This is a genomic window from Enterocloster sp. HCN-30185, assembly GCF_037890305.1.
GTDB lineage: Bacteria > Bacillota > Clostridia > Lachnospirales > Lachnospiraceae > Enterocloster.
In genome coordinates this window covers 138,210-152,099 of the sequence record NZ_JBBKBT010000002.1, presented here as the reverse complement: position 1 = coordinate 152,099, position 13,890 = coordinate 138,210, and the positions used below count along the sequence as shown (strand labels likewise).

The window sequence follows — 13,890 nt, the reverse complement described above, 5'->3', positions numbered from 1 at the left end:
TCTCTCGTTTTTCCCGTTTTCTGTCAATTTGCAGCCGTATATTGCATATTATGATTACTGAAATTATTTCCTGCCCGGAGGACAGAGAATGTACAAAATTGCAGGTTTTTTCCACCCGGAAGGGGTGTACTTAAACAACAGAGCTTATTTTCAGGAGCGCCTGAACGCTATGGGAGATTCCCTGAAGAAAAACGGAAAGGGCCAGACAAGGCTGTGGCTCTCTTCCTGCATTTGCCTTTCAGAAACCGGGCCGTCGGAGCCAGAAACCGCAAGCAGCCTTATCTCAAAAGCCTTTGGTTCAGGCATTGTGGCCGTGGCTTTCTGCGGAGAACTTTACAATTCCAACGAGCTTCGGACAAAACTGAAACATCTGGGGCACTCCTTTCAATCCTCCTCAGATAAAGAAATCCTTCTGGAAAGTTATCTGGAATGGGGAATGGATTTTGTAAAACGGCTTAACGGTATTTTTGCCTTTGCCATCTGTGATACAGCCTGTCAGACGCTTCTTCTCTTTCGAGACAGGATCGGTTCAAAACCGCTGTTTTACACCGTTCTTAAAGACGGTGAGCTGGCCTTTTCCTCCCGTATCCGCTCCCTCCTTTCTCTGCCCGAAATCAAACCGGAACTGGATCTTACAGGCGCAAACGAAATTTTCTCCCTTGGGCCTGCCAGATCCTCAGGCTGCGGTATTTTCTGCGGCATCCGTGAGGTGCTTCCCGGCCATGTCCTGATCCTTACGCCGGAAAGAAAAACGGAAAAACCCTACTGGACGCTGGAAAGCCATCCCCACGGTGACTCCTGGGAAAAGACCGTAGAAAAAACCTCCTTCTTAGTCACCGATGCTATCAGCCGTCAGCTGGACTCTGCTGAACCGGTATGCACCTTTTTATCCGGCGGGCTGGATTCCAGCCTGGTATCTGCCGTCTGCGCCAGGAAATGTGCAGCGGTCGGAAAGACCCTTACCACCTTCTCCTTTGACTTTACGGAAAATGACGCCTGCTTTCAGTCCAACGATTTCCAGCCCTCCAGGGACCGTCCTTATGCAGAACAGATGGTCCGCTGCCTTCATACCGATCATCATTATCTGGAATGCAGCAGTACTGTTTTAGCCAGCCGCCTTACAGATTCCGTTTTAGCTCACGATCTGCCGGCCATGGGAGATATCGACGCCTCCCTTCTGCACTTTTGCTCCATGGTAAAAAATACCAGCTCCGTGGCGCTCACAGGTGAATGTGCCGATGAGATCTTCGGAGGTTATCCCTGGTTTTATAAAGAAGACTGCCTTAAATTTCACGGCTTTCCCTGGACGATGGATCTGTCGCCCAGAAAGGCGCTGCTGAAGGATGAAATAATTAAACTGCTCCATATGGAGGAATATGTACAAAGCGCCTGCGATTTTTCCCTGTCCCATCTCCCCGTCTGCAAAGAGGATACAAAAAAAGAAGCCAGACAACGGGAAATTGTCTGGCTGAATCTGAACTGGTTTATGCGTACTCTTTTAGAACGCATGGATCGGGCCGCTGATTTTTCCGGCTTAAAAGCCAGAGTTCCTTTTGCCGACCACAGGATTATTGAATATCTCTGGAATGTGCCCTGGGAACTGAAGGCAAAGGATCATACGGCAAAGGGTCTCCTGCGCCATGCCTCCAAGGGACTGCTTCCCGAAGAAGTATTATGGCGCAGAAAATCCCCCTATCCCAAAACATATGATACACACTATGAAGCTCTGCTCGCAGAACAGGTGCGTGAAATAATCCATGATCCCTCTTCCCCTGTTATGGAATTTTTAGACAGAGAAAAGACGGAACGTTTCCTTCAGATGACCTCTGACTATGGAAAGCCCTGGTACGGCCAGCTCATGGCAGGCCCGCAGATGATGGCTTATCTGATCCAGATCAACTTCTGGCTGAGTCATTACCGCATAACCCTTAAGCTATGACGATGGATTAGAGAACAGAAGCTGCAATCGCATCTGCAATCGCATCTATTTCTGCCTCCTGTCCCTTCTTTAAGCTGGATTTGATGCTTAAGGAGGGCTCCAGGATCTCCATGTTTTTCATCGTAGAAATGATTTCCTTCATCTGCTTTGCAGCGATGAGGCCCCAGGAACCATTTTCCATCAGGGCTACGGTGCGGTTCTGAAGCGCATGTGCTTTTAAGTCGCCCAGCACCCGCTCCATATTTGTGAAAATGCCGCCGTTATAGGTTACGGAAGCAAATACCAGATGGCTGCAGCGGAAGGCTTCGCTTACCAGAACGGACGGATGAGTAGAGGAAACGTCATAAACCGCAATATTGCGGACGCCTCTGTCCGCCAGTCTGCAGGCAAGAATATTGGCCGCATTCTCTGTATTTCCGTAAATAGATCCGTAGGCGATCATAACTGCCCTTTCCTCAGGCGCGTAGCTGCTCCAGGTAAGATATTTGTCCACATACCAGCTGATATTCTCACGCCATACAGGGCCGTGGAGCGGGCAGATCATCTGGATATCCAGTCCGGCAGCCTTTTTTAACAGCGTCTGAACGGAAGCACCAAACTTTCCTACGATATTTGTATAATATCTTCTGGCGTCATCCAGCCAATCACGCTCAAAATTCACTTCATCCGCAAAAATATTTCCATTCATAGAGCCAAAGGTACCAAAGGCGTCTGCGGAAAACAGTATCTTGTCTGTCATATCGTAGGTAACCATAACCTCCGGCCAGTGAACCATAGGAGCCATAACAAATGTATACGTGTGCTTTCCGGTGCAGAAGGTATCGTTTTCCTTTACGATCACTGCCCGGGAATCAATGTCAAAATCAAAGAACTGTTTGATAATAGCAACTGTCTTGGCATTGCATACGATCTTTACTTCCGGATAACGTCTTACTACCTCTGACAGCGTGGACGCGTGATCCGGCTCCATATGATTCACAATTACATAGTCCAGCGTACGGCCTTCCAGTACAGCTTCCAGATTTTCAAACAGCTGGTCGCCGATGGCGTTGTCCACCGTGTCAAAGAGAACCGTTTTTTCATCTTTTAAAACGTATGCGTTGTAAGAAACTCCTCTGGGGATTGGAAATGCATTTTCAAACAAAGTCAGACGGCGGTCTGTCCCGCCAACCCAGAATAAATCATCTTTAATCTTTTTAATACAGTACATCTCTAATCTTCCTTTCCAATGGACGTTAAAATATACACAAATTTAATCCGTAGGCAGTATAGCACAAATTGTTTTAAATGTCATTGTATTATTTGCCGAACAGAAGGATTTTTAAACCGGTTTCCGATAAAAACAGCCCCAAAAGTAAAGACATATCCTTACATTTGGGGCTAAATCCTATTTACAGATCAAAAATTTCAAAATCATCGCCATCTTCCCGCTTTTCCTCCGATGACAGACGCGGATGGAGCTGACGGATGGGAGCCTTAGGCTCAGGCTCTGCCGTTTCATGTTCCGGTTCTTCTTCCTCATCCTCAAAGGAAAGATCTATGGTGTCAAAGAAGTCGTCCTCCTCCTTGGAAGCCGGTTCTTCTTTTGATGTGTCACCCTGATCTTCCTCAACGATATACTCCATCTCTTCCGCTTCTTCCTCTTCAAACGGATCCGGGATCAGCTTCTCTCTTTCTTCTTTCCGGCTGTGTAATGGTGCCTCTTCCTTCTGCGGTCTGGATCCTGTCTCATCCTTCCGCTCAGAAATCCGTTCTCTTCTTCCTCTGTCTTTCTTTCCTGTCAGGGACACAATAAGAAGAACAACCAATACAAGAGCAATCACGATCACTGCGATCAGCAGGGTACGGAACAGATTATAATCCTTTCTGAGGGAATCATACTGTCCGGCTAAAAGCTCGTATGTCTCCGCAGATACCGCGGTAGATGAGCTGTCAGCAAAATATCGCTGGATGGTACGCTCAGAACTCTTTAAATCGTATCGGTACAGTCCCTTTTCTCCATCCTCATTCATGGCATAAATTACGCAGTATTCATGCTCTGCCTCATCGCCCCATACCCATCCGGTCACCTTATGATCGTCAATGGTAATGGTGGTAGAAACCAGTCCTTCCGGCACCTCTACCGTATCATCCGGCTCCATCACAGTAAAGGAACGTCTGGAAACATGCATCTCAAAGGCTTCATTTGCAGAAGAGGTCTGGCTGTCCGCAGATGCTCCGCCTTCTTCTTTAGTAACTACGATCACATATTCTTTTGAGGTCTGTCCGTCCTGTGCAGTAACCTTTACCGTGACGCGGTTTTCACCCATTTGAAGGCCTTCTGCTCCTGAAACCTGCGTAGCCGCCTTGCTGTCTGCCGTTTCTACGCTGACGATCAGCTGATCAACATCCGTACCCACTTTCACGCTGTAAGTGTCCACATCTGCTGAAAACTCCGGAGAAAGGGTGCCGGGGGACACCTTTAAGGATTTCAAAGAAGCATCATCAGAGGCCCCCTCCTCTGCGGTCACTGTCACCTTCGACTGTCCCTGCTGATCCACTGTAACAAGCTTGGAATCCGCGTCATAAACTTCCTGCTCTTTAACCGTGATCTGGGAGGTGCCTGCAGTAAGCGCCTTAAATTTCAGCTCATAGGCCAGTGTGGAGGCGCCGCCTGATCCTGCATCTCCATGAACCCGGAGAGCTCCGTTTCCGCCGTCCGTATTGGTTCCCTCGATAAATTCCAGGCTGGCTGCATCATAGGAAAGCATCACATCTGCCGTAGATAAGGGTTCACTGCCTGTTATCTTCATTCTGACAGTAAATTCACTGCCTGCAGCTGCAGACGGATCGGAAAATGCGATCCGCGCCGTTGCGGCGAAGGCTGTGATGCCGCACCATGGCAGCAGCACCGTCATCACACACATGAGAAGCAGCGCCGCCGCTCCCTGTTTTATTCGTTTTATCATGATCATTCCTGCTTTCTCTTATTTCATTTCTTTTCCACTGCAGTTTCCTGCGCTTATCCTGCGGCTTAAGGGCTTACGCCCACAATTGTCACATTGCTGCCGCCGGGAGTGTTTCCTCCTCCCGAACTTCCGGAACCTCCTGATGAACCGGGGCCGGACGAACCGTTTCCTCCTCCCGGGCCTTCAGAGGAACCGGGGCTGGAAGGCGAGCCTGCACTTCCTGATGAGCCAGAGGATACAGGCCCTCCGTCCTGCTTTACCACATGGATCGTATAGGTTCTTGCGCTTCCATTTTCAGCAGTTACCGTAATCGCAATATCTGTGGTTGATCCATTTAACGGAATACTTCCTGCTCCCGAAACAGACGCTTTTGAATCAGCGGCAGCTGCATTAACCTGAATGCTGGAAACAGACGTATTTACGATCAGATTGTAACTTTCTGTATCCTTTCCAAAGGAAGGCGTCAGACTGTAGCCCTCAGCGCTCAGGCTGGAAAGCTTATTGTTCGGGCTTCCGTCGCCTACCGGAGCTGCACAGGCTGTTTCCGGCATATTGTTGTAAACCGGGATCTGAAACTCAAGAGCAGAATCCTTTACGCTGCTGTATGCCTTGGACAGCCGCTCCGCCTCAGAAGCTGCACCCTGGATATTTGTCATATACTGGTGCTTATACAGATTGGAACCTTGTACGTTAAACTTTTTCAGATAAAACGTATTCTGTCCTGCTTTTACATAATTATCCCCGTAATTTTGGGCGCCTCCGATAATTGATTTTTCCACTGTGTTCCACGGGCGTCCGTAGGAACCGGACTGAGACGCATAGCGAAGGCCTGTCTGTATGGCGGACATGGAGCCGGACTGATATGCTTCTACATTAAAGAAGTTATAATATCCCGGATAACCGGAATAATTGCCGGAAATCAGTGGGGAGCCGCCGTTTGTTCCCTGCTCCTGAAGAATCATGGCTGCCAGCACATAGGGACTTACTCCCGACTGCGCTGCCGCATCCATAATAATATCCACATACAGCTTACTTCCTGAACCCGTATTGGAAGAGGGAGTTCCGGATGAGCTTCCTGAGGAAGAGGGGCCGCTGGAAGAGCCTGCATTCTGAGAGGAAGAACTGCCGGATGGACCGGATGTCTGGGAAGAACCCGTACCAGAAGACTGGCCACCGCTTCCCGGCGCCTGTCCCACACTTACACTTGAATCACTTCCGCCGCTTCCCGATGATACGCCGGGCCCTACTGTGTTTGAACTGCCGGAAGAAGACGGAGCGTTAGAACCGGACGGATTGGAAGGTGCACCCGTATTTTGAGAACTGCTTCCCGGCGCTTCCCCTACGCCAATACCTGTCATGACAAGATTATGGTTTCTGGGTGTTACAGAGGCATGGGGCGCCTCTAAGCTTACCCCTCCCGTACTTCCTGCCGGACTGCCTGAGTTTCTGCTGATTCCCGATACGCCGGGGCCATGATTTACATCCTGATCCTTTCCCTGGCTGCGCCCGGGGCCATCCTTGGAAACACCGCCTGAGCTGCCAGAAGAACCGGACGGGCCAGAAGCGCCTGTACTCCCTGTGCTGCTTCCTGTTCCTGTGGAATCCGTAGTACCGGAAAGAAAGCTGCCCTCTACCATTTTCGCAAGCCCGTCTCTTGTCTGAGTAGAGGAGTTATATTCATGGGAAAGGAACTGGAATACATAGGTATCGTCCAGAAAGTTTCTGGGATCCATATAGTACCTGATGATATCCTCAGAAGCTGCCACCCAGTTGCTGCCGTCAAAGCCGGTCCATGTACTGTTATCCCAGTTATAGGCCCCGCTCTCTACGGATTTCCAGGAGGAAATGCTCCCGGATGAAACCAGATTCCGGCCCAGAAGGGCTTCATTTTCAATTACCGTGTTCCAGTCCAGCCCTGTTTTTTTGGCCTTGAACACCCAGTTCGGATACTGGGCATGGAGCTGGCGCAGGCCATTTTTATAGCTTTCCGGAAAGCCCTCCGCGCTCAGTTTTGCTTCAAAGTCCGAATCCGTCGTATAGGATACAGGCAGACGCACATATTCAGCAGATACATATCCCGTCTGTTCTGTACCTCCGGTACCGGAAAAACGGATCTGATACCAGGTCTTCCCATCCGTCCCCCGCTGTTCTCCCAAAACCTGGATGGATGCTCCCGCAGCCAGACGGCCTATGGCCTGATAACCGGTTCCGGCCCCGCTGCGAACGTTTAAAGAGGAGGCCTTCACTGTGGCTGCTCCCGTATAAGCATAGGTATCCATCGGATGAAACGGAACTGCTCCCGGAAGCTGGACAGCAAGTGCCAGACCCAGCATTACCGCAAGACCCCTTTTGTATTTTTTAACCTTCATGTGTATATGTATCTCCTGTCCTGTTTTTCATAAAAGACTGTGTCAAGAACCCCTTTTACGGCATTTTCTTTATTATAATGACAAATATTGCTCTATGTCAACTGCAACGCAAAAACTTCACATAATGCAGCTGAATTGTAAGAAAAGTTTAAAAAATAAAAAACATCCCGCAAATATGTTTCCAGGCTGCCGGCACTGTAAGCGCTTCTATATCCCTGTCTGCATACAGGCCGTACTCCCCAAGCTTGCGGTCACCCAGACTGTACTGAATGTTTCCCAGGAGTTCTCCCTTCTTTACAGGCGCAAAGATACGTTCTGGAAGCATAACTTCCCGTCTGATCTGTTCCTTTTCTTCCTTATTTAATAGGATTTCAAGACGGCTGTCCGTTTCCTCCCGCTTCATCACAGCATGAAGAACTCCTTCGGGATTTTCACCCCAGCAGATCCCGCCCTCTGTACAGATCGTATGCTCCGGTTCCGGTTTAAAAATATCCGTAAGCTCATATTGCTCCAGACCATATGAAAACAGCCTTCTGGCATCTGCCCACTTATATGTTTTATGGGGCGGCCAGCCGCAGCCTAAAAGCGAGATGATATACAAGCGTCCGTCCCGAAAAAGAGCCCCTGTATAGCAATATCCTGCGCCTCCTGTAAATCCGGTCTTTCCTGTGAGCGCACCGTCCATCATGGTAAGAAGGGCATTGTGGTTTCTGCAGGAAAAGGCCCTTTTTCCCGATTCATCTGTAAAATAATAATCTGACGTCCTGGTAATCTTTAAAAACTCCTCTTTTTGGGGAGACTGTGTAATGCAGTAACGCAGGATCTGAGCCAGGTCTGCCGCTGTGGTAGAATGGATCCGCTCTGTACCGTTTTCATCCTCTTCCTTTTTATCAAGACCATTGGGAGTGATAAACCAGGTATCCCTGCATCCTAAGCTCTCAGCTTTTTCATTCATTCTGCGGCTGAATTCCTCTGTGGAGCCTGCTGTTTTTTCTGCGATCATCACTGCCGCATCATTATAGGATTCCAGCATCAGAGCATAAAGGAGATCTCTGATCTGATAGCGCTCCCCCTTTTTTACCCCCAGTCTGACCTGTGGCTGGGCTGCAGCATTAGACGAAGCTTCTGCAAACTCATCCAGTCCTCCGGCCTCCAATGCCAGAATACAGGTCATAATCTTAGTCGTACTGGCCATAGGGCGGATATCATTCTCATTTTTCCCATAAAGGATCCGTCCGGTAAGGCCGTCCATGAGAACAGCAGACTGCGCGTGCAGGGAAAGCTTTGGATCGTTCTGCTCTTTTGGCAGCGCTGCTGCCTCATATGACGCCGCTGCCCCACCGGATGCAGCCGTATACATAACCCCTTTTTCCTGTATGATCCCAGACCGCTGTATCTGCCCGATTTCCGGACACAGCCCTGCCGCAAGTCCCAGCTGTCCCGCCAGGCACAGTCCTGCCAGGATCCGTCTGATACAGCCCCGCTGCTGCGTTTTTTCCTTTTTTATCCTCATGCCGCCACTTTCCCCGGTTCCTTCCTCCTATCCTATTCGCAAAATCCTTCACATATTCTTGCATCTGCATACGCCTTCTGTTATGATACCATCAGTGCATCTGGAAACACAGCTTTCCCAAACAAAATAATACAAACCCGACAGAAAGGATTGAATGCATGATAAAACGAAGTCTGTCCTATCTTATTTCCGGTGCGGACGCCGGCCGGACCATAGAAGAATTTTTAAGGACAAGAGGCTATTCCCACCGTTTAATCGTCCATCTGAGAAATACGTCTCTTGGACTTACCATCAAAGGAGAAACAGCCTATACAACCCATATATTAAAGGAAAAAGAGCTTCTTTGCGTCACGCTTATAGAGGAAGAAAGTTCTGAACACATCATCCCTTCCCCGCTCCCCCTTTCCATTGTCTATGAGGATGAGGATATTTTGGTCATAAATAAGGCTCCGGGCGTCCCTATCCATCCTTCCCAGGGCCATTTTGAACACACTCTGGCAAATGCCGTAGCCTGGTACTATCAGTCCAAGGGCGAACCCATCGTCTATCGGGCCATTAACCGACTGGACCGTGATACTTCAGGACTTTTAATCATTGCAAAGCATATGTTAAGCGCCTGTATCCTTTCCGATCAGATGGTAAAGCGGCAGATCCGCCGGGAATACCGGGCAGTTGTCTGCGGAAACCTCCCCCCCGAAGGAACCATCACAGTCCCCATCGCAAGGGTTCCCGGCTCTACCATCATGCGCCAGACAGACTTTGAAAACGGCGAATATGCCTGTACCCATTTTACAAAGCTTTCCTACAACAGCAAAAATGATCTTTCCTATATCAGCCTGAGACTGGACACGGGAAGAACCCACCAGATACGGGTTCATATGACCCATATCGGCCACCCTCTTCCCGGAGATTTTCTCTACCATCCTGATTACCGCTTTATAAACCGGCAGCCGCTCCACTCCTTCCGGCTTGACTTTATCCATCCTCTTACCAAAGAACCCATGACCTTTTTCGCACCGCTTCCGGATGACATGGCTTCCCTTATTTCTGAGGGTGCGCAGACGCCTGCATCCGTCTGAGGCCTTTGGGATAATGATTCTTAAGACAGCCCCCGGAAAGCTTGCTCCAGCCTAGGCTCCAGTCTTCTGCACACATCAAAACCCAGCCTTTCTCATTGCCCGGCCAGCTCTCCATCCGGCAGGAAAGTGCCTCTCCTCTTAAATAAGCGGCAGTTTCTTCTCCGTCTGCCTCCATCCTGTACACCCTTTTTGCCTCCTCTGGAAGCAGCGATAAGGCCAGTGCATGGGATGGTTCAAACCGGTTCTTTTTCACGGTACCCATATGGAGTCCCGGCCGCAGCACCTTCAATCCTTTCAGATCCGGCATCTCACCCGGCAGAAGATAAAGCTGATCTCCAAACATCACATATTCTGCCCGGTTCAGATAAGAGCTTCCATCAGCAAGGCTTTCCTTTAAAAATGCTTCCAACAGAGAAAATACATCCCTGTTCCTTCTGCGGTCCAGATAAGCAGGATACGTTCTTTTTGCTTCTTTACGTTCAATTCCCTCTCTGCGCCTTATTACCGCTATAAAATGTCCCTCTCCTTCCAGACAATGGGGCAGAAGACGGAATGTACGTTCCAGATGGTATATTGCAGCCTCTTCCTCGTGTGATTTTTCCTCACCATCTCCAAACCCTGCCCATTCCGGCTTTCCATGAGAAAATTTCTCGCATCCTTCTGTTTGTTCAAGATAAAAATCCTCATGACACTTCAAAAAATTTAATACCGTACCTTCATTTTCCTCCGGGGCGAAGGTACAGGTAGAATACACGATCCGTCCCCCCGGTTTTATCATCCTGGCCGCCTGAGCCAAAATCTGTTCCTGACGGGCCGCACACATTTTTACATGCTCTTCGCTCCACTGTTCTACGGCTTCCTCATCCTTTCTGAACATACCCTCTCCGGAGCAGGGCGCGTCTACCACAATACCATCAAAAAATTCCGGAAACACCGCCGCCAGACGGGAAGGCTCCTCATTTACCACTACGCCATTTGAAACGCCCATACGTTCCATATTTTGGGAAAGGATCTTTGCCCTGGCCGGATGGATTTCATTGGAAAGAAGGAAGCCTTTTCCCTTTAACCGTGATGCTATATGACTGGATTTTCCGCCCGGAGCAGCGCACAGATCCAAAATACGCTCTCCGGGCTGAGGATCCAAAAGCTCTGTCACAGCCATGGCGCTGGGTTCCTGTATATAGTACACACCGGCTTCATGGAACGGATGTCTGCCCGGACGGGCCTGCGCCTCATAGTAGTACCCCTCCTTCACCCAGGGAATCGGCGTAAGAGAAGTTCCCAGCCGGTTCTCCATTAAGGCGGCCAGCCCCGGTAAAGCTTCTTTTTCCCAGCCTATCTTCCGTCCCTCCACCGATTTTAAGCTGTTAAAACGCAGGCCCTGAACCCGTTCTTTTTCATAGCTGGCTTCAAAAGCCTCATATTCATCCTTAAACAGTTCTTTCATACGCTTCTTAAAGGCTTCGGGCAATGTGATCATCATTCGTTCTCCTTATATTTTATTAAAAAAACCGGGCTCCATTTTGGGGTCCGGTCTTAAAAATCCGTGTCTGTCTGTTTTACAGCACAATCTTGTAATCATCCGAAGGAATGCCGTTTACAACATAATATGCAGCATTCTCCTCCGCTACGATGTAGAGTTCAAACTCTTTGATCTCCTCATCCGGATGGTTTTTCTTAAAGTCCTCCATGGCGGCTGCCAAAACTTCCTTTGCGGCAATATCTCTGCCATTATATTGGAAGTGTACAGCTGCGCTTGGCTCTGCTGCTTTTCTGGCTGCCGGCTTCTTTACCGGAGCCTTCTTAGCTACGGCCTTTACTTCCTCAGCAGTCTCTTTTACTGCTGCCTTAACCTCTTCCTTTACTACTGCTGTTTCAGAAATTGCCTCTTTTACTGCCTTCTTTGCCTGTGCAGATACGGCTCTTGTACTTTTTCTTGTTGCCATACTATCCTACCTCCCTGTAGTGTGTATCCGGCCCTTGGGCCATACAACCGGGTTGTCTCCGGCACAAACGTTCTTATGTAAATCCCCAGATGCAATAAGAAAATTATAGAATGATTTCCTGCTTTTGTCAATGTACATACCGCCACAATATGCCGCGTTTCCCTTTGATTTATCAGGATTTTTCCCTTTTCTCTGCACTTTTTCCCATACATGGCCGGATTCGGGAGCGAATGGTTTCATCTGCCTACCGGCTGTATGATAACGTCATTGGGCGAGGTAGTTTTGGGCGTATCTGCACCGGGATCCGCTTCATTTGAAGAAGGTTTTCCTGTCGATTCTGTCACTCCCGGCCCGGCAGCGCCAGTTTCCGGATTTTGAGTGCTTTGCGAACTGCCCGGTCCGTATATTTCCTCAGACACCTTTGGCGGCTGCGTTTCCTGCGGCGTCTCGGGCACTGTTTCTGCGGGCTGCAAAGGAGCAGTCTGAACAGGAGGCTCTGTCTCGGGGGGCGTTTGTGGGACGGTCTGGGGAACTGTTTCAGGAACAGCAGTCGGACTTGCAGATGCAGGAGGCTCCGCTCTCCCTGATGCACTGCCTGCCGTGCTGCGTTCCGTTCCTTCCAGATTATAACAGATTACAGGCATTCCCTTATATACATTTTCATACAGCGTCTTTGCAGCTTCATAAGGCATATTCACACAGCCATGAGAACCGTTTTTCTTATAAATCGTACCGCCAAAGGTATTACGCCAGCTGGCATCGTGAAAGCCGATACCTCCGTTAAACGGCATCCAGAATTTTACAGGGCTGGCATATCCCTCGCCCTTTAGCACGGCATCTCTCTGCTTATATGTAAGACTGAACAAGCCTGGAGGAGTTGTATACCCCTTAGACTGGTTTCCTGATACGAAATCAGATTCCAGGATTTTTTTCCCATCCTTATAAAAAAACAGATGCTGGGCCGTAAGGTTTACTTCCGCATAGGTAGTTCCATAGTCATTTCCCTCCCGGCTGGCAGCTGTCTGCAGATACACAGGCTCCCTCTCCACCGGCTCTCCGGCCAGAATCTCCTCTTTTAGCCGCGCCTTCTCTCCTGCTCCATCAATCCTCCATCCATACACTCCGGCCACTTCTACCTCTGGACCGTAGCTGGTCTTAAATTTCCGTTTGGTATAGGCGGTATTATATTCCGAACCAAGCGCCTTTACATAGGCAGCCAGCTGTTCCTCATCGATCACTGGCTGATCATTTTCATCATAGGAAATCCACTGGCTGATCGTTTTTCCGTCCAGGATCTCTCTGCGGCTTCCAAAGGTATAGGTCACAGACATGAAGGCAAAACGATTCATCTGTTCCAGGCGTTTCCTTAAAACCGGATCGTCCGAGCACACCGCCGGAGCTTCATAGCAGCCCGCCTGGTCCAGATCCAGCTCAGGCAGAAGACCGCAGATGGCTTCTTCTGCCGCCTTAAGAGTCCGCTCCTGGTTTAAACGTGCTCCTTCTGACTCTGGCAGGATGGAATACCCCTTTCCTTCCTCATATTCTGAGATCACTGCGTCTGCAGGCGCTTCTGCCGCTTCGGGATCTGACTGGGAAAGTTTGGAAACGGCTGCTGCCAGCTGCGTTTCATCATAACTTATAAGAGCCTTTATGTCATACTCAGGCCCTCTTAACAGATAAAGCGGCCATGAATACGGATCCTGCTGACGCAGGATTTCTTCCAGACTTCCATCAAATTCTGCCAAAAGACCGATCTCATTTCCAAAAATCTGTGCCGTTTCACCCTGGCGCATAGACAGGAACAGACGATATGAGGCCGCTTCCGAGGCGATCATCTCCTTTACCTCCCCGACCGTCTTTCCCCCCACCTCCATACCGTTGACCGTTGTATTAGGGAAATAGGTATCCGTATACGCTCCTGCCTGATAAATATATCCGCCGATACTGATAACAACCGCTGCTGCCATCCCTGCTCCCACTGCCTTTACAGACCCCTTTTTTGTCTTTTTGACCCTGGCCCGTTCCTTTCTGCGGGCTTTGAAGGCTTCTCTGCTGCGGCTCACCGGCCTTTTCTTTATTTCTTCACTCATTCACTT

At 49.4% G+C, this 13,890-nt stretch carries 9 protein-coding genes; 2 read left to right on the top strand and 7 right to left on the bottom strand.

The genetic code is table 11. The features are described from left to right. Window positions 1–88: 88 nt before the first annotated feature. Window positions 89–1,939 (top strand): asparagine synthase (glutamine-hydrolyzing), encoded by a 1,851-nt coding sequence (gene asnB, locus WKT10_RS03005; RefSeq protein WP_340275372.1) that lies wholly within the window; start codon window positions 89–91, stop codon window positions 1,937–1,939. 7 nt (window positions 1,940–1,946) lie between these two features. Here asnB and WKT10_RS03000 read toward each other — a convergent pair whose 3' ends face one another. From WKT10_RS03000 to WKT10_RS02985, 4 genes are all read right to left on the bottom strand, one after another. Beyond that, a complete protein-coding gene (locus WKT10_RS03000) occupies window positions 1,947–3,149 on the bottom strand; it encodes an FprA family A-type flavoprotein (protein ID WP_337433849.1) in 1,203 nt (400 codons plus the stop codon). Window positions 3,150–3,330: 181 nt separating this feature from the next. Continuing rightward, complete coding sequence (locus WKT10_RS02995) at window positions 3,331–4,887, bottom strand: cadherin-like beta sandwich domain-containing protein (RefSeq protein WP_337433850.1); 1,557 nt, start codon at window positions 4,885–4,887, stop codon at window positions 3,331–3,333. 65 nt (window positions 4,888–4,952) lie between these two features. Next, a complete protein-coding gene (locus WKT10_RS02990; RefSeq protein ID WP_340275367.1) occupies window positions 4,953–7,256 on the bottom strand; it encodes an SH3 domain-containing protein in 2,304 nt (767 codons plus the stop codon). A gap of 148 nt (window positions 7,257–7,404) precedes the next feature. Beyond that, window positions 7,405–8,769: a D-alanyl-D-alanine carboxypeptidase family protein gene (locus tag WKT10_RS02985; protein ID WP_340275365.1), complete on the bottom strand. Its 1,365-nt coding sequence runs from the start codon at window positions 8,767–8,769 to the stop codon at window positions 7,405–7,407. Window positions 8,770–8,927: 158 nt separating this feature from the next. Here WKT10_RS02985 and WKT10_RS02980 point away from each other — a divergent pair, with 158 nt between their 5' ends. Continuing rightward, entirely contained in the window at window positions 8,928–9,848 is a 921-nt protein-coding gene (locus WKT10_RS02980) for an RluA family pseudouridine synthase (protein ID WP_337932687.1), read from the top strand. On the opposite strand, the gene WKT10_RS02975 is transcribed toward WKT10_RS02980, so the two are convergent. The 3 genes from WKT10_RS02975 to WKT10_RS02965 form a co-directional block, all read right to left on the bottom strand. Then, entirely contained in the window at window positions 9,811–11,328 is a 1,518-nt protein-coding gene (locus tag WKT10_RS02975; protein WP_340275600.1) for an RsmF rRNA methyltransferase first C-terminal domain-containing protein, read from the bottom strand. The two genes, WKT10_RS02980 and WKT10_RS02975, sit on opposite strands and share 38 nt — an antisense overlap. 79 nt (window positions 11,329–11,407) lie before the next feature. Next, window positions 11,408–11,794, bottom strand: coding sequence for a DUF6465 family protein (locus WKT10_RS02970; RefSeq protein ID WP_340275362.1), 387 nt, complete (start codon window positions 11,792–11,794; stop codon window positions 11,408–11,410). Between the two features lie 236 nt (window positions 11,795–12,030). Beyond that, window positions 12,031–13,884 (bottom strand): L,D-transpeptidase family protein, encoded by a 1,854-nt coding sequence (locus WKT10_RS02965; protein WP_340275360.1) that lies wholly within the window; start codon window positions 13,882–13,884, stop codon window positions 12,031–12,033. Between the last annotated feature and the right edge of the window lie 6 nt (window positions 13,885–13,890).

Bases quoted from the DNA above. Each gene is read 5' to 3' on its own strand.
- asnB (WP_340275372.1), top strand. From the start codon at position 89: ATGTACAAAATTGCAGGTTTTTTCCACCCGGAAGGGGTGTACTTAAAC.
- WKT10_RS02965 (WP_340275360.1), bottom strand. From the start codon at position 13,884: ATGAGTGAAGAAATAAAGAAAAGGCCGGTGAGCCGCAGCAGAGAAGCC.
- WKT10_RS02990 (WP_340275367.1), bottom strand. From the start codon at position 7,256: ATGAAGGTTAAAAAATACAAAAGGGGTCTTGCGGTAATGCTGGGTCTG.
- WKT10_RS03000 (WP_337433849.1), bottom strand. From the start codon at position 3,149: ATGTACTGTATTAAAAAGATTAAAGATGATTTATTCTGGGTTGGCGGG.
- WKT10_RS02985 (WP_340275365.1), bottom strand. From the start codon at position 8,769: ATGAGGATAAAAAAGGAAAAAACGCAGCAGCGGGGCTGTATCAGACGG.
- WKT10_RS02995 (WP_337433850.1), bottom strand. From the start codon at position 4,887: ATGATAAAACGAATAAAACAGGGAGCGGCGGCGCTGCTTCTCATGTGT.
- WKT10_RS02980 (WP_337932687.1), top strand. From the start codon at position 8,928: ATGATAAAACGAAGTCTGTCCTATCTTATTTCCGGTGCGGACGCCGGC.
- WKT10_RS02975 (WP_340275600.1), bottom strand. From the start codon at position 11,328: ATGATCACATTGCCCGAAGCCTTTAAGAAGCGTATGAAAGAACTGTTT.
- WKT10_RS02970 (WP_340275362.1), bottom strand. From the start codon at position 11,794: ATGGCAACAAGAAAAAGTACAAGAGCCGTATCTGCACAGGCAAAGAAG.